The sequence below is a fragment of the Desulfoluna sp. CYM3A genome, from assembly GCF_056829965.1.
Genome location: NZ_CP186556.1, coordinates 1,294,463 through 1,315,534, shown reverse-complemented (window position 1 = coordinate 1,315,534; position 21,072 = coordinate 1,294,463). Strand labels below are relative to the sequence as shown.

The window sequence follows — 21,072 nt, the reverse complement described above, 5'->3', positions numbered from 1 at the left end:
AAGGAGTACACCAAAAAGTTCCCCAAGCCCGATGCCTTCATGGACGAGATCGCCAAGAAAGGGAACACACATGGATCAACGGGGCCGCTTGACGTTTCCCGCCCTGAAATCGGGCAAACCCGGCTCAGCCGTCCTCACCAACAACGCGGCGGACGGGATCCTCAACGAGGACCCCTATGAAATTAAGGTCGCCGTGGGCTACATGAACAACTTCACCTTCTCCTGCACCCAGCCCGACCGCTGGGAACGGGCCGTTGCCAAGATTCCCTTCGTGGCCCACCTCACCACCCACGCCTCGGAATTCTCCTGGTTTTCAGACATCCTCCTGCCCAACACCCATCACCTCTTTGAAAAATACGGGTACGTGAAATCCATCGCCAACGGCTACCGGCATGTCACCCTGATGCAGCCGGTGATCAAGCGCATCGGAGACTACAAGACCGATGAAACCGAGGTGCCCTGGCTGCTGGCGGAAAAACTCTCCCAACGGGGATTCGACAACCTGCTGCGTCACTACAAAGAGTACCGGGACCCGGAAACCGGCAAAGAGCCGACCACCGCCGACGAGTTTTCCCTCTACGCCCTGAAGTACGCCACCCAGTCCCTGTGGGACCCGGCCCAATACAAGGGGGGAGACAGGTTCAACGGCTGGGAGGACTTTCTCAAGACCGGGGTCTGGAATTCCGATCCCTACCCCTACCGCAAGCGCTGGGGGAAGATGAAGACCGCCACGGGAAAATTCGAGTTTTACAGCGTCACCCTGAAAAACGCCCTTGAAAAGCACGCCAAAAACCACAAAACCACCGTCGATGAGGTCCTGACGGCCTGCAACTACGAAGCGCAAGGAGAACACGCCTTTATCCCCCACCACGAAGACCCCTTCACCATCGGCGATGCCGCCACTTACCCCTTTGTGTTCGTGGATCACAAATCGCGGCTGAACCGGGAGGGGCGCTCGGCCAACTGCACCTGGTATTACGATTTCAAGGACCTGGACCCCGGTGATGAGCCCTGGCAGGACGTGGCCAAAATCAACCCCGCCGATGGGAAAAAAATCGGGGTGGAGTCCGGAGACAAGATTCGCATCACCTCCCCCACCGGCACCATCGAGTGCACGGCCAAGCTGTGGGAGGGGATCCGGCCGGGCACCGTCGCCAAATGCTTCGGGCAGGGCCACTGGGCCTACGGCCGGGTGGCCACACGAGTGTTCGGGAAAACCCCCAGGGGCGGCAACAACAACGACCTGATCCCAGCCGAATACGACCGGTTGAGCGGCAGCACGGTCCGGCATGCCGGCACCCGCGTGAAAATCGAACGCATAGAGGAGGGATAACGCCATGCCACAATACGCCATGGTCATCGACCTTCAACGATGTGTGGGGTGTGGAGGCTGCAGCGTCGCCTGCCGAAACGAAAACAACGTGCCGGACGGGATCTACTGGTCCAACAAGATCACCGAGACCGTCGGCACCTTTCCCGATGTCCGGTTCCATTACCTCCCGACCCTGTGCAACCACTGCGAAAACGCCCCGTGCGTCCGGGGTTGCCCCACCGGGGCCATGCACAAGCTTCCCAACGGCATCACCATGCACGACCCGGACAAATGCATCGGCTGCAAGTACTGTGAGTTCAACTGCCCCTACGGCGTCATCTATTTCAACTGGCGCACCCCCCACCCCTCCTGGCGTCATACCGAACCGCTCATCGAAGGCGGCACCTTCTCCCCGTCGGAAGTGACGCAAAAAGCAGGGGGCAAGGCCATCCTACAACCCGGATCGGGAAGAGACCCAGCCCGGAATCCGTCCCAAAGGGGTGGTGGAAAAGTGCACCTTCTGTGATCACCGCGTGCAAAAAAAACTCCTGCCATACTGCGTGGAGGCCTGCCCGGCCGATGCACGGATCTTCGGGGACATCAGCGACCCCAAAAGCAAGGTCAGCAAGCTGCTGGGAAAATTCAAGCCCTTCAGGCTGAAAGAGCACCTGGGAACAAACCCGCGGGTCTTTTACATCCGGGGGTACGACCCGGCCCACTACGAGGCCTCCAAGGGGGGGTACAAATGAACGGAAAAAAAGCAAGCTATGCAATCTGGCTGGGTGGGCTCGGAGCCTGTATCCTGGCGGGCCTGTACACCACGATAACCCTCTTTCGGGAGGGGCACTGGCTTTTTGCCGCCAACGATGTCGTCGTCTGGACCCTTCCCCTGGGCATGTACATCTTCCTGGCCCTCAGCAGCTCTGGCCTCGCCATGCTCTCCGCGTTGCCGACCCTGTTCGGTATGGAGCGCCTGGCCCCGAGTTCAAAACGACTGGTGTTTCTCGCCCTGGCCACCCTCTGCGGGGCCTTTGTTGCCATCGCCCTTGAAATCGGGAATATCTGGAGCATGATCTACTTCATCATCTCCCCCAACCTGGCCTCCCCCATCTGGTGGATGGGCGCCCTTTATACCGCCGAACTCCTGTTCCTCGCCCTAAAGCTCGGGTGCCTTTATACCGGGGACAGACAAAGCGCCCTGAACAAAACCGCAGGCTCCCTCTCTTTTCTCTGTGCCATGGCGGCCCCCATGGTCCTGGGAGCCGTCTTCGGGACCACCGAGTCACGGGCGGTCTACTTCGGCCCCATGCACTCCATCTTCTACCTGGTCATGGCCCTATTCAGCGGCACCGCCCTGTTTCTCCTCCACACCGTGATATGCCACAGGCTGAAAACCGGCCGGTTCTCCCCATATCGCCCCGCTGTGGACGAGGTGTTTTACCGCCTGTTCGCCTGGTCGGCAGGGGCCGCCATTGTCATCACCGGGGTAAGATCAGCTGTCGCCGCGTCAACCGTGATCCCGGAGTTCATGGCGTATCGCACCCTCAACACCCCCTTCGGAAGCCTGTTCGGGTTTCCCCTGGAGGCCATCATCGGCCTGGTTCTCCCCTTTGCCCTGATCATGAGCCCTGCTGTCCGCAAAACCGCCACCGGCACCCTAACGGCGGCCCTGATCGCCTGGGCCGGTTCCCTGGTCATCCACATGAAGATCCTCATCAACGGCCAGCGTTTCCCCATCGGCCCCAAGGCAGAGCAGTTCCCGGAGATTGTCACCTACGCCCCAAGCCCCTGGGAATGGCTTGTGGCCCTGTTTGCCATCTCGGTGATGCTGCTTCTCTACACCCTGGGTGAACGGTATCTCAACCTGGGCACCGATGGCGCGGCCACCCGTTGAAAAAAGCATACCTCCGGCGGCGAGGTGAGCCACCTCGAAAGCTGCTGGTGGTTTGTACGAGTGATACGACAAGCCTTGAAGGGTCAGGATTCGTTATCGTAACTCGTTAATTATCAGCTTTAACCGGACTGCCTCCATGCATTCGCCATACGGAGTTACCATGAACCCAGACGACATCATCCGTTTTGAATCGGTACGCCAAGCAGTCTACAGGGGCCTCTCGGCCTGCTTTTGCCTGCCGGGCCCCCCGCTTGTCCACATACCGGAGACCCTGGTCCGCCTGTTGGCGGCCCAGGATTCCGAAGCCGTGGCTCCCATGGCCCGCATGGCATCCGCCATGGAATCGCTCACGGATTTTTCCGGGCTCCGAGTCGAGTTCACCCGACTCTTTGTCGGTCCGTACGGCCGCCTGGCCCCTCCCTGCGGATCCGGCTACATGGACGAAACCGGCACCATGATGAGCGATTCCGCCATGGATGCCGAGGCCAGGTACCGCAAGGCGGGCCTTGTGGTGGCCGACACATTCAAAGAAGCCCCGGATCACATCGTGGCCGAACTGGACTACCTCAGCTTTCTCGTCGGCAGGGAGATCAATGCCCTGGCCCCGGACACCGAGGAGGTGCCCCAGGCACTTCTCCGTGAGCAAAAAGAGTTCCTCGAAGGCCACCTGGGCCGCTGGGTGACGCCCTTTGCGGAAAACATCATGCGCCATGCAACGTCCCCGTTTTATAAGGACCTTGCAACGGCCACCCGCATTGTCATCCGGGAGAGCATGGACTACCTCAGCATCCCGAGCCTCTCGGAGCATAGTGCCCCCCCTCCCCAGTAACCCACCGCACTAACATCTCATTGTTGTTGGCTGGTCGGTCTCCCAAGAAATATCCGGGCTGGTCAAAGGGCCTCTATTTTCCTTGCCCCGGGCTTTGCCTTCTATGTATATACTCATGGTAAGCATATCAGCAGCCCCGGAGCCTGGGTCTTTCATCCCTTTTTCGCCATGATGCATCCGAAACACCGTCGAGGAGAGACCCCGCCCACCGAGGCATGTCGGCCGGTGATCATCCGCGCCGTCACTCACCTGTTTTGGACAGGGACCCTGCCAAAGGCCCTGAAAACAAGCCATGCGCGCTCTCTTATCTCGATCAACCGTTGCACTCCTGCTCCTTCTTCTCTTTACTGCCTGCGATGAAACAGACACCAGCCAGCCCCTCACCATCAGCGGCCACATCACCACGGACAAGGCCGTGGCCCAAAGCGGTGGAGAGATGTATGCCTCTGTCCTGAAGGGCAGCGGCCAGGAGATGATGTCCCGGGACCTGTCGGACTCCTTCGAGGCCATGACCCGCACAGCCCCGGACGGCAGCTTTACCCTGGACCTCTCCGACACCGGGCTGGCCCCCGGGGACACGGTGACCCTCATCGGCTTTCTCGACCGAAACGGGCATGGGGGGATTCCCACCCCGGACGAGGGCGACGCCATGGGGTTCTTCATGGAAGAAGGGAGCTTCACACCAAGCTACACCCTGAAGCCGGGGATCAACAGCGGGGCCGACATCCGCATCAGCCGACAGGTCTATGACTTCCACAAGGAGATCTCAGGAACCATCACCGGTGGCTACACCGGGCTGATCCACCTGTTTGCCTATGCAGGGGACATCAGGAGCCTTGATTTCTCTGCCCTTGATGTGGACAGCATCATCGGGTACGCAAGCGTTGAAAAACCCGAACATTCCCTGGACTACCGGATGACGATCCTCCCCTACGGCCATGACCTGCCCATTGCCGATGTGACGATCATGGCCATCTTCGACGCCAACGAAAGCGGAAAACTTGATCCCGGCGAGGCTGTGGCCTTCCATTCACAGCACCCCAAAGGCCTGCCCACCTTAGTGACCCTGACCGAAGGGGCTCAGGGCGACATCAACCTGGATGCAGACCACGCCATGGTCCTGCCGGTCCCGGCGGGCGAAACCATCACCCTGTCGGGTCGGGTGGAACCTCCTATCGGCTACGGCAAAGACAGCGCCCCCCTCTTTGTCCTGGTGGCGGAGACAGACGACCCCAACCTTCTTCTCACCCACCCTCTGTCCGTCACCCGGGCCTTTTACCGACTGGATCCGGGGACCGTGGATTTCAACCTGGACGTGAGCGCAACAGGCCTTGCCCCCGGAGACACCGTCATGGTCCTGGCCCTGTGGGACAAAAACTTCAAAGAGGCCCCGGACACCCCCACCTACACCTGTTTTCCCGATGCCAACGCCGGGGATCTTCTGGGCTACTACCAAGACAAAGCCACCCTCACCGTGGCCCACACACTCCATAAAGGAGAGAACACCTTTGTCCCCGAGGCCGGGGGAAACCCCGCCCTGAGGTTTGACGTCAACCGACGGGTGGTTAACCACAGCGCATCCCTGGCGTTCAAGATTCAAAACGGAGGCGGGGTCACCGTCAACGCGGGAGACGCCCTCCTTGTCATCGCCATCCAGAAAGAAGGCCTGACCATTTCCCGCGCCTTTAATCAACCGACCGGATCGCAACGTCGCCATTGACCGTGATGGCCGACATGGGAGATGCCGAGCACACCTACGCCGTCCCGGTCATGGGGGCGTTGCTTGACGAGATCATCAAAACGCCCTTTGCCGTAGAGGAGGTGTATGTCATAGCCGTCCTGGACGCCAACCAAAACGGAAAGCCCGATACCGGTGAAGCCCTGGCATACTACCCGACGATGCTCTCTTTACCGGCCACCACCGATATCAGAGACGGCATCAACACCCTGGATAAACCCGTGACATTTTCCATGTTCACCCTTTAACCAAGCCTGCAAGAAAAACTCCCGGAATTGGAAGGTGTGACAAACCGCAAAGGAAGACAAAACCTGTTTGTCAAATTTTTTTAAAAGGTTGGCCGCCGAGGTTATTCCAGTTAAAGTCACGCGCATCCCAAAAGTTCTTCATCGTGTTTTAGAAGAATGAAATGGGCCTCTCCTGCAAAGACGGTTGCCAGATATCACACATCAAGCGAATGCCCCGATAACGAAGGTAGAATGGCTGCCTCCATGCATTCGCATCAGGGTTTCAAGGTGCCCCCACCTTGCCGCCGGAGGCAAAAAATAAATGCGTTTGCCTTGGCATCAGCCCCGGGCTCCCTTTCCATTTAAGACCACATGGGGTAAAACGTGGGCAGGCCGCTGGCAGCGGGCCTTACATTACACAACATCCCATGGGACCCACTGGCAATGCATCACAATCACGAACTGGAACTGGCCTTTGAATTTGTCCAAGGCACCCAGCGCAATCTTTTCCTCACCGGCAAAGCGGGCACAGGCAAGACCACCTTTCTCCACCGGGTAAAGGATGCGATCCCCAAGCGCATGGTGGTGGTGGCCCCCACCGGGGTGGCGGCCATCAACGCAGGCGGCACCACCATCCACTCCTTTTTCCAGATGCCCTTCGGGCCCCTGCCCCCGGACACCACCATCCAGAACCGCCGATTCAGCAAGAAGAAGATCCACATCATCCAGTCCCTAGACCTTCTGGTCATCGATGAGATCAGCATGGTGCGTGCCGACCTTCTGGACGGTATCGACCAGGTGCTGAGGCGCTACCGGGACCGCACAAAGCCCTTCGGCGGGGTGCAGCTTCTCATGATCGGGGACCTCCACCAGCTGGCCCCCATCATCAAGCCCGACGACTGGGAGCTCCTCTCCCCGTACTACGAAACAGGCTACTTTTTCAGCAGCCGGGCTTTTCAGGAGGCCTCGGTCCTGGGCCTGGAGCTGACCCACGTCTACCGGCAGAGCAACGCGGCTTTTATCAAGATCTTGAACGAGATCCGGGAAAACCGCCTGTCCGAGGACTCCCAGGCCAAGCTCAACACCCGGTACAAGCCCTCGTCCCTGCCGGGCAACAAGGAGGGATACATCACCCTCACCACCCACAACGCCAGCGCCGACCGCATCAACGATGACAAACTCGTCGCCATGGACGCCCCCACCGTTGCCTTTGACGCCGAGGTGAGCGGCACCTTCCCGGAATACGCCTACCCCGCCGATGAGTTCCTGCAGCTCAAGGAAGGGGCCCAGGTGATGTTTGTGAAAAACGACAGTTCAACAAAAAAGGCCTATTACAACGGCAAGATCGGCACCGTCACCGAGATCGACGAGGAGGAGATCCAGGTTCAGTGCGAGGGGGAATCCTCCCCCATCACGGTGAGCCGGGAGACCTGGGAAAACATCACCTACACCCTCAATGAGGAGACCAAGGAGATCGACGAGGAGGTGGTGGGACGTTTCTCCCAGTACCCCCTGCGCCTGGCCTGGGCCATCACCATCCACAAGAGCCAGGGACTTACCTTTGACAAGGCCGTCATCGACGCCGGGGCCTCCTTTGCCCACGGCCAGACCTACGTGGCCTTAAGCCGGTGCAAGACCCTGGAGGGAATTGTCCTGAGCAGCAAGATATCCCCGTCGGGCATCATCTGCGATGCGTCGGTGAACCGATTTACCCGGGATATTGAAGAGCACCCGCCCACAAAACAGGACCTGTCCGAGGCCCGGCGCACCTGCCAGTTCGCCCTTTTGGACGAACTCTTCGGCTACCAGGTTCTTCAAGAAAAAATCAGCCACTGCCACACCACCCTTCACCACCACAGAAAAGCGGTCCAGGGCTCCCTCCTCGATATCCTCACCGAGATCCTCGCAACCACCCTGCCCGAGTTCATCCGCATTGCAGGGGCCTTTTCCAGGCAGGTGGCCTCCTTGATGGAAGACGATCTGGACCTGGAGGAGAACGAGGTGATCCAGGACCGTATCCGAAAGGGCTGCGCCTACTTCTCCGAACAGACCCGCCACGCCGTTGCCGAGCGCCTTGACGAAGCGAGCTTCGACACCGACAACCAGTCCGTGAAAACCCTCATCGGCGAGTCCCTGGTAGCTGTAAGGGAAGAACTCATTGTCAAGGAGATCTGTCTGAAAGGCTGCAGGGAGGGATTCCGGGTGGAGACCTACCTCTCCTGGGACAGGACCCTGGGCTCTTCTTCAAGAAACAGAGCATCACCGCAAGGGCCAAGGCCAAGGTCAAAAGCCTCTCCAGCGAGCACCCCCGGCTCCTGAACCAGCTCCGGGAATGGCGAAAAGAACGGGCCAGACAAGACGATATCAACCCGTCCCGCGTGGCCACCTTAAACTCCCTGGTCACCATCTCCACGGAACACCCGGACACCCTCACCAAGCTGCGCACCATCCAGGGCATGGGCGCCAAGCGGGTGAAAACCTACGGCGCCGAGATCATCGAGATCGTCCGGGCCTACACGGGAAACGGAGAGAAAAAAGCAAGGGCGGGCGTCCAGCAGAGCCTGGACCTGGGGTAAGGCCAATTCAAAAAACGTGCCTCCGGCGGCGAGGTGAGCCACCTCGAAAGCATATTGCCCTTGCGCTTTGCCCGACATGAGCGTTGATGGTTTCTGCGGGCAGGCTCACAAGCTTCGACGTCACAGGATATGCTGTCGCTGCTTGTCCATTGTCGATTTAACCCAACGGCCTCAGGCGGCCAGGCGGGGGCAGTCATTATGCAATCGATCACAGGGCATTCGCGTGATGTGTGACATGTGGCATTTCGTTGGATGTGCTTGCGCACCGTTTGTTCGGGAACCCAACATCTTTTGAGATTTCTATGCTTCGTGAAGGTGACCCGTATATGGGGTTTCATGACCGTTATGATTTTTCGATGGTGCGCAAGCGCACCCTACCTCACATCCTACGCCGTGGGCGACGCGTCACACCCAACATAAAGAGGCGCTTACCCCGCCTCTTTTCATGTTGCATAAGCTGATTAGCGGCCAATCGTATCTTATTTCGTGGCCGAGCCCTTGGACGCCGGAGACCTCCGGATAACAACTTATTTTCTTGCAACCACGGTAACGACCCCGCCCTCCTCGTGACATCCACCGAACCAAAGCCCGCCCCTTCAAGCTGTGCTTTCACCCATGCCCCCGACAGGCGAAGTTTCTCATAGGAACTTGCCTTCAGGGTCCAGCCCCCCTTCCCGTTGGTGTGGACAAGGTCGTGCACGGTTACCGTCTCGGGCCCGTACTCCAGAAAACAGGTCAAAATGGTGTCCTCGTCGCTTTTCACCGGGATAAAACGGTTCACCCCGGTCAGCTCACCCGAGAGGTCCCGAAAGGTCAGGATCAGGGTCCCGGCATCATCCAGGGCCGCCGCCACCTTCCCGAAGAGGTCCGTCACCGCCTCTTTGGAAGGCAGATGGAGCACGGTGTCCGTCATGCACACCGCCAGCTCCACTTTCTCCCCCACATGATCGTCAAAGCATGTGAGGTCCCCTTCCACCGTCTTGACGGGCAATGCCCCGGCATGGTCTTCAAGCTCCCGTAAAAGGGGGCCGCTCAAGTCAATGGCCGTCACCTTGAATCCCAGACGGGCCAGGGGAATGGACTGAAACCCGCACCCCGCCCCGAGGTCCAGAGCAACACCCGACCGCACGGGGCATATGCCGCGGGTATTGAAAAAATCCGTGTTTCGCTTCACTCCTGAGTCAAAGCCTCCGAACATCCACGAATAGACACCTGCCAGTACCCCGTCGTAATGATCTTTCACCGTCGCCATAGCGTTCTCCCAAAAGCAATAAGGTTCAGGGATCCGGCCATATCCCACCCCAACCCGGATATTTCATGAGAAAACAACCACGCCAAAAATTCCTGAAATATCCGGGATAAGGCCCCTTGAGCCATTTCCCCACGGACACGTCTTCCACTGGTTAACCAGTGGAACTGTTGAAAACATTCATTTCTTTCTTTTTTACTAAAAAAGCTTGAATTGGTGCATGAGATATCTATATTTAAAGGTTTTTATTAATTCAGCATATTTTTCAGGAACCAGGCGTATGAAGATTCAATGCCCGGGCTGCAACAAAGCATACCGGATAAATGACGACATCGTATACAAGGTACACAACAAAACCGCCAAATGCACCCAGTGCGGGCAGGTGATCCCCATCGCGGACTTCCTTCTGGAAAAAGAGGCCCTGGCCTCCTTTGCATGCGGAGAGGAGCTCAAGCTTGAGGTGGTGGCCAACCTCAAAAAACTGTACCCCATGCCACACATCCTCTTGAAGGCGCGCAAGCTCCTTGCCGGCAACGGAAACTTCGACGAACTCGGGAGCCTCCTCAACACCGACCCCGCCCTGGCCAGCCGGGTCCTCAAGGTGGCCAACTCCGCCTACTACGGCATGAGCGGCAACGTCTCTTCCCTGCACATGGCGGCAACCCTCCTGGGCAGCGGCACCCTCATGCAGATCCTCCTCATGGTGGGCAACGCCAAGGCCCTGGGACGATCCCTTGACGGGTACGGGTTGGGGTCGGGGCAATTGTGGCGTCACTCCCTTGCCGTGGCCGTCTGCTCCGGGCTCATCGAAAAAAAACAGCCCGGCAGCGACGAAGAAGAGGCCTTCATTGCAGGGCTCATGCACGATTCCGGCAAAATCATCCTCGATTCGTATGTGTTTGAGAGAAAAGACCTCTTCACCCGCTATGCATCCCTGACCCGCGAGCCCCTTTCTGCCGTTGAGCAAAAAATCCTCGGGTTCACCCATGGGGAGATCGGCTACGAGCTGTGCCGCAAATGGAACCTGCCCGACCACATGGCAACGGCCATCCGGGACCACCATCTTCCGGGGGCATCCGAAAACAACCGGCTCGCCCACGTGATCCATCTGGCCAACCGCATGGCCGACCGGGCCCTGGGCACAGCCACCAAAACACCGACACTGCCCAAGGCGTCCCTCTCCATTTTAAACATCACCGAAACCGAAGTGGAAGCCATCATCACCGAGGCCCTGACGACGGTGGAGACCATGGAAGAGGACACCTATTAACCGACATCAGAGCCTGTCCACGTCGAAATCGATGCCGAATTTGCTGACACTGGGTTGCTGGATGGCCTTCACGGAGTCGTCGATGGCGTGAAACTGGCGGTGCAGCTCATCCCCGATCTCATACACACTCACTCGCTTGCTGTTGTCGGTGTCGGGCTCTGCCTCAAAAGCCCGTTTCAGAAGATGCACCAGCAGGCCGCTTCCTCTGTAGTTGTCCACGGACTGCTGGGCGGCCTGGGTTGAGGAGAACATGGTGACCCCCGCCTTGTGGGTAAACGAGGAGATCCTCGCATCATAAAAGCCCGTCATGATGTCGTTTAAGGCCCCGGAGTGGCAGGTGTCGAACACCACGAGCTGCTTCTGGGCCGGAATCTCTTCCAGGGCTGAGATCAAAGTGGATGACGGGAGCCAGCTTCCAGGGTCAAATCCCCCGTCTTCACCTGCGTAGGTGTGTGTGATGATATAAAACTCATCGGCGACCTCACCATGGGAGGCCACGAACAGCAAAAACACATCCTCGGGCTCGGCCGCAGCTTTAACCGTCTCCAGGGCGTGAAGGATCTTCGCCCGGGTGGCGTCCCCGTTGAAAAGCCCCATCACCTCAATACCCCCGTAGACACGAGAAAGATGCTCTTCCACGAGCCCTTTCACCTCCTCGGCGTCGTTCACCGCGTTGGCAAGGTTCAGGGCCTTGTTGCGATACGTATCGATCCCCACCACCAGGGCGTAGACCTTCGGCTTTTTGGGCGAAGCCGTAGAGCGGGCAACCTTTTCCGTCATCACCCCCTGCACCGTATTTTTCCCATTGAAGGCCACCGCCCGGATGGAGTTCTCCCCTGCCGTGGCTTTGACGGAGAGGGTGCCGGTCACCTCGGCGCCCGCCCGAGAAGAGACATGCGCCCCTGCCCTTCGTGGAGACTGCCCGGCCACTCGTTTCAACCCCCGGAGGCGCCGGGGCACCTCGTTGGTTGCAAACACCGGGGCCAGGGCATCTTTACGAAGGACTTGCCCCTGGTCTCCGTGGCTTTCCACATGGAACAGCTTGCCGTTGATGTAAAACCGTATCGCCCCGATACCGCCCCCCGTATCCTTCACCGTATAGCGCACAGCCAGGGTTCCGGGGGTGGTTTCTTCAACGGCCAGCCGGGTAATCTCCGGCGGGGGGCAGTGAATGACCTCATGGATTCGCACCGGAGCCAGGTCGGCCATGGCGTCGAGCCGCTGCAACCGGCCCCGAACGATGTCCGGGCGGTAAAACAGATCGTACACCTGATTCAGCCCGAGCCAGCGAACTCCGCCGCTCCCCGTCTCTCCGTTGACGTGGAGCCACACCTTGGGAAGCAGGGCATAGGAACCGGCAAAATACCCGTCGTCCGCGATGACCAGATAACGTCCGGCCTCGTCCACCACAAAGGTGAAGAGGGGATGCACGGTTGTAAGCCCTGAAGGATTGCGCTCCCCCGCCGAAGGAATGTTCCACAGAAGAATCTCCCCGGAGAGGTCGGAGGTCACCAGGGTGGAGCCTGAAATGGAGACGGAACGCACCGTGGAGGTGTGCCCCACAAATTCATCCCCTCTCCTCCCTCAAAATCATAGGCCACCAGTTTACCCGAGCGGTTGCCGCTGACGATGAGATCTTCGGTGAGCCCAAACGCGTGGGGCACCCAGCCGTCTTCCGGTGGAATGTCCACGTACAGCGCGGTCCGGCCGGACGACTTCTCCTTGAGCCGGTAGATGAGGTCCGGGTTGAAGCTGTTGGTGGGCCCCAGTTCCAGGCGATAGTTATCGTTGGTGACGCTGACCCGGGGAAAGTCCGATGGGTTCACCCCGCCCGTGAGCTTGAGGGTGTTCAAATCCAGGGCGTTTTCCAAATCCAGGCAGTTTTCGTCAAATCCGTCCCCGGAAAAACCTCCGTCGTATTTGCAGCAACGGGTTCCCCAGGCCAGGTAATTGCCGTTAAACGAAACGCTGCGCTTGGGCGCGATGGGAATGTCGGAGCCCACCATTGAAAGCCCTTTGGTTCCGGGCATCGTAAAAGCCCATCGATGGAATGCCCCGTCGTCGTGGCCGATGCCCGCAAGGGTCCCGGAGTCGATGAAGGCCATGGGCCACAGGGGCTGCGTCCTGTGGAGATCCAAAGCGGCCACGCGCCGGTACGAATCGGTTTCGTATACCTCGGCACACATCTCATCGTCCCAGCTCTCCACAGCCAGAAATTGCCCGTCCGGGGAATAACAGAGCTGCGCGATGTTTACGGTTCGGGTGCGGATCACCTGTTTAAAGACCAGCATCTCATCGGCGGGACGGCGGGGATCCAGGCTGAAAATCCAGACCACGTTGTTTGCCCGGCTGGACACAGCCAGCTCCCGGTTATTGGGGTTACAGGCGATATCGCACATTTCAAAGGAATACCTGAAATCGGTGCCGTAAATATCTGAATCGCCCCCCGTCACCGACACCTCATGGCTCACCAGAGTGCCCCCGGCCTTGCCCTTGAGTGTATCGGGATCACTGACATGGATAGACTCATCCAGGCTCACATCAAAGACCACATACCGGCCCCCCAGTTTGAGGAGCTTCAGCTCCACAACAACCCGTCCCTCTGTTGGGATGGTCCGCACCGGAGTGCGTGACGCCATGTCCCAGAGGGTGATCCGCCCTTTCCGGGCCGTGGCAAGGTAGGCATTGTCGGGGCTGATGTCCATGGCCCCCACACGAGCGCCCACAGGGACCTCCGCCTGCAATGCACCGGACACGAAGTCGTAGAAAAGCAAGTTTTTGTCCACCCCCGCCACGAGCAAAGACTCATCGCGGCTGACCGCCATGCTGTCGCACGTTCCGGAGTCATCGGTGATATTCCACAGAAACTTTCGCCTCTCCCGGCCGGTGGCCGAGTCAAAGACCCGTATGGTCTTGTCCCCGGAACAGGTGACGATCTCCTTTCCGGAAGACGTCACGAGCAATTCGTCCACCACCCCGGAAAGAACACCCCGATCAACCTTGAGGTGAAACCGAGGTTCTCCCGAAGCCCGGTGAGAGGAAAAGGGTTTTCTGATATTACTCTCATAATCGACGGCAGGGTTTTTGGCGGGATAACGCGCTGAAATACATCCAGAGACAACAACGGCAGCGGTAAGCAGTACAATAAAACGTCTTATGTTCATCACTTCATCTTCCCCATCATCATGCATGCCCCCGGCACCACTCCAGCCCGGTATCTGCGGGCGTATAAGCAGCATAGAGCGCGACAAAAGGGGCTCAAACCATCCGGATAATAAGGCCAAAGGAAAACCGTACACCAACAGAGGCGGTGATGGCAACTCGCTCCGGAAAGGGAAAGGCATACCAGGCTATCAACAACTCTTCAATGACATTCAAACAGATGCCACCAAGCCCTTGAACGCCCTCTCACCGGCCAAGGGCCGGATGTACCGCACGTTTTGTGCATGACATCCGGCCCATGCAGGTGTATATCTGATTCGATTATTCGAGAAAGAAGAAAACAGAGCCCATGCCCTGCCCGTAAACCCAACCCTGGGATGAAAAAAGCCCCCTGGATCGCCCACAGGAAGAGACATGAACATTACCTGCGCCCATTGCTCAAAAGCCTACCGGATCAGTGACGATCTTGTTTACCAGATCTGCCGCATTCAATTGATGTGCACCGCCTGCGGAAACGCCATCGCCATTGAACCCCAGGTCCTCTCCGAAGAAACCCTTCAGGCCCACCCGTCAGGGGAGGCGCTCCGGCAGGAGGTGGTGGGCAATCTCAAAAAACTCTACCCCATGCCCCACATCCTTCTCAAAGCGCGTACGCTGCTTTCCGGGCAGAAAAACTTCAAGGAGCTCGAACACCTGCTCGGCACGGATCCCGCCCTGGCCGGACGCGTTTTGAAGATCGCTAACTCGGCCTACTACGGCATGAGCGGCAAGGTCTCCTCCATCCAGATGGCGGCCACCGTGCTGGGAACCGACACCCTGCTCCAGATCATCACCCTGGTGGAAGATTCAGAACGCCGCACCCTGGAAGGGTACGGCCTGGACTCGGGCGAACTCTGGAAGCACTCCCTTGCCGTGGCCATCTGCGCAAGACTCATCGAAGAGACCCTCCAGGCCAAAAACGGTGACGACGCCTTTCTGGCCGGATTGATGCACGACGCGGGAAAAATCATTCTGGATACCTACATACAGGACAGGCAACAGTTGTTCAGCAGATACACTCTCCTCACCCGTGCATCCATAACCGCCACGGAAGAAAAAATCCTGGAATTTACCCATGCCGACATCGGGGGAGAGCTCTGCAGGAGATGGAATCTCCCGGAAACCATGGCCACAGCCATCCAATACCATCACACCCCGGCAGACTCCGGGGGCAATCGCCTGGCCTACGTCCTCAACCTCGCAGACCACATGGCAAAGAGCCTTTCAACAGCATCCGACGAACCGCCCGACCACGTAAAAGAGACCCTTGCTTACCTGCCCATCCCGGAGATCGCCTTAAAGGACCTGTCCCGCAAAGCACAGGACGCCCTGGAGAGCCTGGAAGAAGATACATATTAAGCGTAAGGCGACAGGTAAAACAGAAGACGAAGCAAAGAAGAATCTGGAACACCGGTACAAAACGGGAATTTCAGTACAAAAAGGGAGAAAAAAAGAAAACGTTCAGTGAACGTCTGAGGAAGGAATGGAGAGAAGAAGAAAAATGGCGTCCCCAAGGGGATTTGAACCCCTGTCGCCGGCGTGAAAGGCCGGTGTCCTGGACCAGGCTAGACGATGGGGACGCAATATTTTTCTTCCTTCAAGGTTGTGGCGGGAGTGACGAGACTCGAACTCGCGGCCTCCAGCGTGACAGGCTGGCGTTCTAACCAAACTGAACTACACCCCCGTAACCTTGAAAGGGGTTGTCGGGTGGTGCCCAGGGGCGGAATCGAACCACCGACACGGGGATTTTCAGTCCCCTGCTCTACCGACTGAGCTACCTGGGCGCACCAAACGAGAACAGGTTCTAAAGAAATCCGTCGGACGTGTCAACCAAAAATTGCATGATGCGCAAAAAAGGGTCTTGCTGCTCCGGGCTCCGGCCCGCCCGGTGTCTGCATCATTTTGTGCTGGGCAGGTCGAGATTGTCGTAAGTAAGCTTTGAAGGATTGTTCGTGATGCCTTTTTGAAACGGATACTTGGACAAGGAATCCCGAAACGCCGCCACCACACCGCCGCTGGGGGCAATGAGCCACATGTTGTCCGCCATCCATCGAATATACATGCCGGCCTCCTTGGGGGCGGTTTCATAGGGATCGGCCTTCAGGTTCACAATCTCCGGCAGTGCCGACGTTCTCCGCCACGCGCTGAACTGATTACCCGTCTCCAGGGAAAAGTTCAGCTTCCAGTCCCGCCAGCGGACAGCGTTGAGTTCCCCCGAGGAGGAGAAATACAAAAACGATTCCCGGGGCGGCTTCTCGGCTTCCCCTGATAAGTAGGGAAGGAAATTGTACCCGTCCGGATGAATCTTCCACTTTTTCCCGTTGGCCTTGTGGCCTTTTTTCAGCTTGGCGACAATGTCCGGCTCTCCGGCGGCGGCCAGCAGGGTGGGCATCCAGTCCTCATGGGACATGAGGGCGTTGATCTTTGCCCCCGGCTTGATAACGCCGGGCCAGCGGCACACAATGGGAGCACGGAAGCCCCCCTCGTTTGTGGTGCCCTTCTCCCCGTTAAACGGATTGGTGGCTCCGTCCGGCCAGGCCACCTTCTGGGCTCCGTTGTCCGTGGAGTAGATGACGATGGTGTTGTCCGCTATGCCGAGTTCATCAATCTTGTCGAGCAAGGTGCCGATGTGGGTGTCGTGCTCGGTCATGCCGTCGGCAAAGACCCCAACCCCGGTGATGCCCCTGTATTTTTCCTGGAGGCGTGTCCACACGTGCATCCTCGTGGCGTTATGCCACACGAAAAAGGGTTTTCCCGCCTTGTGGGAGCGCTCGATAAAATCGAGGGACCCGGCGAGAAGCTCTTCATCCACGGTTTCCATGCGCTTTCGCGTCAACGGCCCTGTATCTTCGATCTTGCCGTCGGCCGAGGACTTGATCACCCCCCGCGGCCCGAATTTCTCGTGAAACTCCTTCTCCTTGGGATAATAGTAGGTTTCCGGCTCCTCTTCGGCGTTCAGGTGATACAGGTTGCCGAAAAATTCATCAAACCCGTGATTGGTGGGAAGATGGACGTCCTGATCCCCCAGGTGATTCTTACCGAACTGGCCCGTTGCATACCCCTTTTCCTTTAACAGGTCGGCAATGGTCGGAGCCCAGTCGGGAATGCCATGGGTTGAGCCGGGCAGGCCAATGGAGAGAAGGCCGGTTCGAAAAGGGCTCTGCCCGAGAATGAACGCCGCCCTGCCCGCGGTACAGGATTGTTGGGCATAGTAATCCGTAAACAGGGCCCCTTCACTGGCGATGCGGTCGATGTTGGGTGTACGGTACCCCATGATCCCATGGCTGTAAGCGCTGATGTTGGTCTGCCCCACATCGTCCCCCCAGATCACCAGGATATTGGGCGGTTTTGTTTCAGCAAGCCCATGCCCGCCGAAGCCCAGAACCAGCATCATAAGAAAAGCCAGGTGTCTAATGTTCATGGGCGGCCTCCATCGCGTCGAGTTTTTGCAGCATCATCACCCCAGCGGCCGCAAAGAGCAATTCAAGGACCATGTAGAGAAAAAGGAGCCAGTGGGGCATACCATCTACGATCAGGCTCAGGGCCCTGCCCAGGGCAAGTCCGGACATAAACACCACCAGGGTGTAAAGGGCGGGACGGGTAAGGGCTTTGTTGCGAGCCCCCATGACCCAGAACACGACAAACCCGAAGTAAAGACACATGACAGCACGGAATATGTGCGTCAGGTTGACGCTTTCAACCGGTATATCGAACAGAAACCTCAAACTGGCCGAAGGGGCAACCCCGTAAGACAAGGCGATGGGGGTCAGGCCTGCTGCGGCCACGAGCAAAAAAATCTGAGCCATATTCATGTCCCGTTCTCCTTCTGCTATTAAAAAATATGGAAAGAGCCTGAAAGATATGGATACCCCGCCCTTTGGCACCATGTGGTTACAGGGCATTGTTACACGTATACCGGCGTGCTTGGTCTGAAAGGCTCTGCAAAGTAGAAGACACAGGCCCGGCGGATCTGACGGAAAATCTTGATCCTTACATCGCGGCCTGAAAAGGGGTGTGGTTCCGGTGCGGAAAAAACGTACCGAAAAAAACGCGGAAAAGCGGCACCGATAAACCGGTACCGACGCTTTACATCATCATGATATCAACCAGTTGTTTTGTCAAGGAAATCAACCCAAAGCCCATCACGAAGGCCAGAGATAAACCCGTCATTCCGTCAGCCCCTCACTGGATGACATCACTGACAGCCCCCCTTTCCGTTCGCTTATTGACAACAGCGCCTCGGCCTGTTGTATCATAACCTGCAACACGCGTTTCAAGCGCAGCTCCGCACAAGCACCATGATCTCCCCCTGCCAACCCACGCCATGGAGGACACCCATGCCCCATCTCATTCGTCTTATCATGATTTTTTTATTCTCGGCCCTGCTCTGCGGATGTACGGGCAAGCCGGAACCCCAGGAGCCATCCCATAACAAGACACAGGAGACCGGAGTGACGGCCCCCGACCAGGCACCCGGTCATGTCTTTGAGGTGAAGGGGCTGGTGGTTTACAAGGAGGTTGAAGGCGGGTTTTTCGCCATAGAAGGGGACGACGGCAAGACATACGATCCCGTCAACCTGCCCGAGGCCTTTCGGAAAAACGGGATCAAGGTCAGGTTGAGACGGCGCAAAAAAAGAAGACATGGCCGGTATCCACATGCACGGAACGATCATTGAAATCGTCGACATAAGCAAAGCACCGGAGTAGCGGATAAACGGGTGAGGCGCCTCTGGCTCAGGGCCTCACCCGCCCATGGATCAAAACCGGACTGCCGACACTTTTCCTTCAAGATGATCCGCAAGACCTTTCAAGGCATCGACATTGCCGCCCACCAGGGTGCTGGAGTTCAGCATCTCCCTTGCCGCCTGGTCCACCTCGCTGATGTCGTGGGCGATCTCCCCGGACACCGCAGCACTCTGGGAGATGCTCTCCTTGATCTCCTCGGTCCCCATGGAGGCCTGGGAAATATTGTCGGCAATCTCTTTGCTTGTGACGGACTGCTCTTCAATGGCCGAAGCAATGGTTGTCACCAGTTCATTGAGTCGGTCAATGATATCGGAAATCCCCTGAATTTCGTGAATGGCATCGGCGGTGGCGCCTTGAATTCCGTCGACCTGGCCTTTGATTTCCAGGGTCGCACTGGAGGTTTCCACGGCCAGGCTTTTGATCTCTCCGGCAACCACGGCGAACCCTTTTCCCGCCTCACCGGCCCTCGCCGCTTCGATGGTGGCGTTTAGCGCCAGGAGGTTGGTCTGCTGGGAAATTTCGTTGATGGTTTCCGTCACCTTGCTGATTTCGTTTGCGGACTTGCCCAGGGTATCGATCTTTTCTGAGGCCTGCTTGGAAAGAACCACCGCCTCGTCGTTGATGTTCCTTGCCGTTGAGGTGTTCAAGGCGATTTCATTGATGGTGGAGGTCATCTCCTCAAGGGCCGCTGCCACCATGTTGATGTTGGAGGCCGCCTGCTCCGTTGCCGCGGAAACAGATGTCATGTTCACGTTCATCTCTTCTGCGGCGGCGGCCACCGTATTGGACCGATCCGAGGTCTGGGCGGAGCCGGAGACCATCTGCCCCGAGATATCGGTCAACTCCGAGGCAGATGCGGTGAGGGTATGAACCCCGGAGTTGATATCGGTGAACAACTCCCGCAGACTGGCTGCCATGGTTTCCATGTCCTTGTACACCCCTTGGATTTCGTCCTTCCCGTTCCGGTCAAATGCCACCGACAAATCCCCGTTGGCAATGCTGTGGGCCACCTCGGCGATCTGGGCAGGGTCGCAGCCCAGCTGGGACAGAACGCTTCGGGTCAGAAAAATCACCACAGAAATTCCGGCCAGCAACGCCGCAAGACTCAACACCGCAATAAATGTCTGGCCTCTGCGGTTGGATGCCTGGAGCCTGGGACCGATCTCGTCCTGAACACCTTTGATGTCCAGCTTGATCTCCTCAATGGTGGATGCCACGGCAGGACCTATTCGACCCAGCACCCCCGTAACAATGGCGTCCCTTTTCTCCTGTATGGCCTGGGCCCTAGCGTGGCCTTCCATATAGAGCCCAAGGTTTTCCCGGATGGAGGCCACCGCTGTTTTTTGGGCGCTGTCCGAGGTGGAGCGATCCAGGGCATCCAGGTCATCCTGCATGGATGCAAACTCGGCGGTCACTTGCCGGGCATCGTCGTCAGAATGGGTGGTGAAAAAGCGCCCTTCGTAAACCTGGGCAGCCAGCAAGTGCTTCATGGCGTTGCCGGCATGGTAGACGGCACTCGCGGCGTTGTTTCCTTCCGCGGCATCCATGACCTCGGCAAGGAGCGCCTCCACCTTGGGGCCATAGACGTTCAAAGACTCCTTCTCCAGACGGTTAAACGCTTCGGTGAGCGACACAACCTCGCCGAATGCCTGGTGGTATCGTTCCACGTCTTTTTTTATCTGGGCAATTTTGGCGGCGCGCTCGGGATGTTCGATATCCTTTCCCGCTTTTTCAAGAAAGGCATACATTTTGGTGTAGTACGCCTGAAACTCTTCCCGATCGGATTCGCTTCCGCTGATAAGGTACCCTTTGACGCTCATCCGGGCCATCAGCATATTGGCCTGAACACGCCCGGACAGGTTTGTATCGCGAGCCATATCGCGATAGCTGGCAAACCCCTGGGAAGAGGTTCTCAGTTTTGAGATCCCCAAAAGGGACGTGAACGCAAGCAGCGTTAAAATTGTTGCAAATCCAAGGGTGAGTTTGGTTCGAAGTGTCATTTTCTTTACCATAGCCATCGTATCAACATA

Annotated in this window: 18 protein-coding genes and 3 tRNA genes; 12 read left to right on the top strand and 9 right to left on the bottom strand. The window is 57.8% G+C overall.

The features are described 5' to 3' along the window. Positions 1-70 precede the first annotated feature (70 nt). From ACOYW1_RS06895 to ACOYW1_RS06855, 9 genes are all read left to right on the top strand, one after another. A complete protein-coding gene (locus tag ACOYW1_RS06895; protein ID WP_482422201.1) occupies positions 71-1,333 on the top strand; it encodes a molybdopterin dinucleotide binding domain-containing protein in 1,263 nt (420 codons plus the stop codon). A gap of 4 nt (positions 1,334-1,337) precedes the next feature. Next, on the top strand, positions 1,338-1,838 hold the full coding sequence (locus ACOYW1_RS06890) for a 4Fe-4S dicluster domain-containing protein (RefSeq protein ID WP_482422200.1): 501 nt from the start codon (positions 1,338-1,340) through the stop codon (positions 1,836-1,838). A gap of 7 nt (positions 1,839-1,845) precedes the next feature. Continuing rightward, the gene (locus ACOYW1_RS06885) at positions 1,846-2,061 is read left to right on the top strand and encodes a hypothetical protein (RefSeq protein WP_482422199.1); all 216 of its coding nucleotides are present in this window, start codon (positions 1,846-1,848) and stop codon (positions 2,059-2,061) included. After that, positions 2,058-3,206 (top strand): NrfD/PsrC family molybdoenzyme membrane anchor subunit, encoded by a 1,149-nt coding sequence (gene nrfD / locus ACOYW1_RS06880; protein ID WP_482422198.1) that lies wholly within the window; start codon positions 2,058-2,060, stop codon positions 3,204-3,206. Before ACOYW1_RS06885 ends, nrfD begins: the two co-directional genes overlap by 4 nt. A gap of 160 nt (positions 3,207-3,366) precedes the next feature. Beyond that, a complete protein-coding gene (locus tag ACOYW1_RS06875; protein ID WP_482422197.1) occupies positions 3,367-4,035 on the top strand; it encodes a TorD/DmsD family molecular chaperone in 669 nt (222 codons plus the stop codon). Positions 4,036-4,327: 292 nt separating this feature from the next. After that, the gene (locus tag ACOYW1_RS06870) at positions 4,328-5,755 is read left to right on the top strand and encodes a hypothetical protein (RefSeq protein WP_482422196.1); all 1,428 of its coding nucleotides are present in this window, start codon (positions 4,328-4,330) and stop codon (positions 5,753-5,755) included. A 5-nt stretch (positions 5,756-5,760) separates the two neighbouring features. Next, positions 5,761-6,021, top strand: coding sequence for a hypothetical protein (locus ACOYW1_RS06865; RefSeq protein ID WP_482422195.1), 261 nt, complete (start codon positions 5,761-5,763; stop codon positions 6,019-6,021). Between the two features lie 423 nt (positions 6,022-6,444). Next, entirely contained in the window at positions 6,445-8,319 is a 1,875-nt protein-coding gene (locus ACOYW1_RS06860) for an ATP-dependent DNA helicase (RefSeq protein ID WP_482422194.1), read from the top strand. Continuing rightward, on the top strand, positions 8,220-8,576 hold the full coding sequence (locus ACOYW1_RS06855) for an HRDC domain-containing protein (protein WP_482423678.1): 357 nt from the start codon (positions 8,220-8,222) through the stop codon (positions 8,574-8,576). Before ACOYW1_RS06860 ends, ACOYW1_RS06855 begins: the two co-directional genes overlap by 100 nt. A gap of 379 nt (positions 8,577-8,955) precedes the next feature. Here the strand turns inward: ACOYW1_RS06855 and ACOYW1_RS06850 are convergent, their stop codons facing one another. Continuing rightward, positions 8,956-9,828 carry a class I SAM-dependent methyltransferase gene (locus ACOYW1_RS06850; RefSeq protein WP_482422193.1) on the bottom strand — a complete coding sequence of 291 codons (873 nt, stop codon included), beginning with the start codon at positions 9,826-9,828 and terminating at the stop codon, positions 8,956-8,958. Positions 9,829-10,105: 277 nt separating this feature from the next. Between ACOYW1_RS06850 and ACOYW1_RS06845 the strand changes: the two genes are divergently transcribed. Continuing rightward, positions 10,106-11,095, top strand: coding sequence for an HDOD domain-containing protein (locus ACOYW1_RS06845; RefSeq protein WP_482422192.1), 990 nt, complete (start codon positions 10,106-10,108; stop codon positions 11,093-11,095). 6 nt (positions 11,096-11,101) lie between these two features. Here the strand turns inward: ACOYW1_RS06845 and ACOYW1_RS06840 are convergent, their stop codons facing one another. Then, positions 11,102-12,658, bottom strand: coding sequence for a caspase family protein (locus ACOYW1_RS06840; RefSeq protein ID WP_482422191.1), 1,557 nt, complete (start codon positions 12,656-12,658; stop codon positions 11,102-11,104). Further along, on the bottom strand, positions 12,604-14,052 hold the full coding sequence (locus ACOYW1_RS06835) for a WD40 repeat domain-containing protein (protein WP_482422190.1): 1,449 nt from the start codon (positions 14,050-14,052) through the stop codon (positions 12,604-12,606). The genes ACOYW1_RS06840 and ACOYW1_RS06835 overlap by 55 nt, the downstream gene beginning before the upstream one ends. Before the next feature lie 619 nt (positions 14,053-14,671). Between ACOYW1_RS06835 and ACOYW1_RS06830 the strand changes: the two genes are divergently transcribed. Continuing rightward, positions 14,672-15,655 (top strand): HDOD domain-containing protein, encoded by a 984-nt coding sequence (locus ACOYW1_RS06830; protein WP_482422189.1) that lies wholly within the window; start codon positions 14,672-14,674, stop codon positions 15,653-15,655. A gap of 143 nt (positions 15,656-15,798) precedes the next feature. On the opposite strand, the gene ACOYW1_RS06825 is transcribed toward ACOYW1_RS06830, so the two are convergent. The 5 genes from ACOYW1_RS06825 to ACOYW1_RS06805 form a co-directional block, all read right to left on the bottom strand. Next, positions 15,799-15,876: transfer RNA gene (locus ACOYW1_RS06825), tRNA-Glu, on the bottom strand. 26 nt (positions 15,877-15,902) lie between these two features. Next, a tRNA-Asp gene (locus ACOYW1_RS06820) sits at positions 15,903-15,980 on the bottom strand. A gap of 24 nt (positions 15,981-16,004) precedes the next feature. After that, positions 16,005-16,080, bottom strand: a tRNA-Phe gene (locus ACOYW1_RS06815). Positions 16,081-16,193: 113 nt separating this feature from the next. Beyond that, complete coding sequence (locus ACOYW1_RS06810) at positions 16,194-17,717, bottom strand: arylsulfatase (protein WP_482422188.1); 1,524 nt, start codon at positions 17,715-17,717, stop codon at positions 16,194-16,196. Further along, positions 17,707-18,108, bottom strand: a complete 402-nt coding sequence (locus ACOYW1_RS06805; RefSeq protein WP_482422187.1) for a DUF4345 domain-containing protein — start codon at positions 18,106-18,108, stop codon at positions 17,707-17,709. The genes ACOYW1_RS06810 and ACOYW1_RS06805 overlap by 11 nt, the downstream gene beginning before the upstream one ends. Before the next feature lie 525 nt (positions 18,109-18,633). On the opposite strand from ACOYW1_RS06805, the gene ACOYW1_RS06800 reads away from it, so the two are divergent. Further along, positions 18,634-18,972: a hypothetical protein gene (locus ACOYW1_RS06800; RefSeq protein WP_482422186.1), complete on the top strand. Its 339-nt coding sequence runs from the start codon at positions 18,634-18,636 to the stop codon at positions 18,970-18,972. A gap of 81 nt (positions 18,973-19,053) precedes the next feature. On the opposite strand, the gene ACOYW1_RS06795 is transcribed toward ACOYW1_RS06800, so the two are convergent. Next, entirely contained in the window at positions 19,054-21,042 is a 1,989-nt protein-coding gene (locus tag ACOYW1_RS06795; protein ID WP_482422185.1) for a HAMP domain-containing methyl-accepting chemotaxis protein, read from the bottom strand. Between the last annotated feature and the right edge of the window lie 30 nt (positions 21,043-21,072).

Excerpts from the sequence above, each read along its gene's own strand:
- ACOYW1_RS06810 (WP_482422188.1), bottom strand. The coding sequence starts at position 17,717 with ATGAACATTAGACACCTGGCTTTTCTTATGATGCTGGTTCTGGGCTTC.
- ACOYW1_RS06860 (WP_482422194.1), top strand. The coding sequence starts at position 6,445 with ATGCATCACAATCACGAACTGGAACTGGCCTTTGAATTTGTCCAAGGC.
- nrfD (WP_482422198.1), top strand. The coding sequence starts at position 2,058 with ATGAACGGAAAAAAAGCAAGCTATGCAATCTGGCTGGGTGGGCTCGGA.
- ACOYW1_RS06870 (WP_482422196.1), top strand. The coding sequence starts at position 4,328 with ATGCGCGCTCTCTTATCTCGATCAACCGTTGCACTCCTGCTCCTTCTT.
- ACOYW1_RS06875 (WP_482422197.1), top strand. The coding sequence starts at position 3,367 with ATGAACCCAGACGACATCATCCGTTTTGAATCGGTACGCCAAGCAGTC.
- ACOYW1_RS06830 (WP_482422189.1), top strand. The coding sequence starts at position 14,672 with ATGAACATTACCTGCGCCCATTGCTCAAAAGCCTACCGGATCAGTGAC.
- ACOYW1_RS06795 (WP_482422185.1), bottom strand. The coding sequence starts at position 21,042 with ATGACACTTCGAACCAAACTCACCCTTGGATTTGCAACAATTTTAACG.
- ACOYW1_RS06845 (WP_482422192.1), top strand. The coding sequence starts at position 10,106 with ATGAAGATTCAATGCCCGGGCTGCAACAAAGCATACCGGATAAATGAC.
- ACOYW1_RS06895 (WP_482422201.1), top strand. The coding sequence starts at position 71 with ATGGATCAACGGGGCCGCTTGACGTTTCCCGCCCTGAAATCGGGCAAA.
- ACOYW1_RS06800 (WP_482422186.1), top strand. The coding sequence starts at position 18,634 with ATGCCCCATCTCATTCGTCTTATCATGATTTTTTTATTCTCGGCCCTG.
- ACOYW1_RS06890 (WP_482422200.1), top strand. The coding sequence starts at position 1,338 with ATGCCACAATACGCCATGGTCATCGACCTTCAACGATGTGTGGGGTGT.
- ACOYW1_RS06850 (WP_482422193.1), bottom strand. The coding sequence starts at position 9,828 with ATGGCGACGGTGAAAGATCATTACGACGGGGTACTGGCAGGTGTCTAT.
- ACOYW1_RS06805 (WP_482422187.1), bottom strand. The coding sequence starts at position 18,108 with ATGAATATGGCTCAGATTTTTTTGCTCGTGGCCGCAGCAGGCCTGACC.
- ACOYW1_RS06865 (WP_482422195.1), top strand. The coding sequence starts at position 5,761 with ATGGCCGACATGGGAGATGCCGAGCACACCTACGCCGTCCCGGTCATG.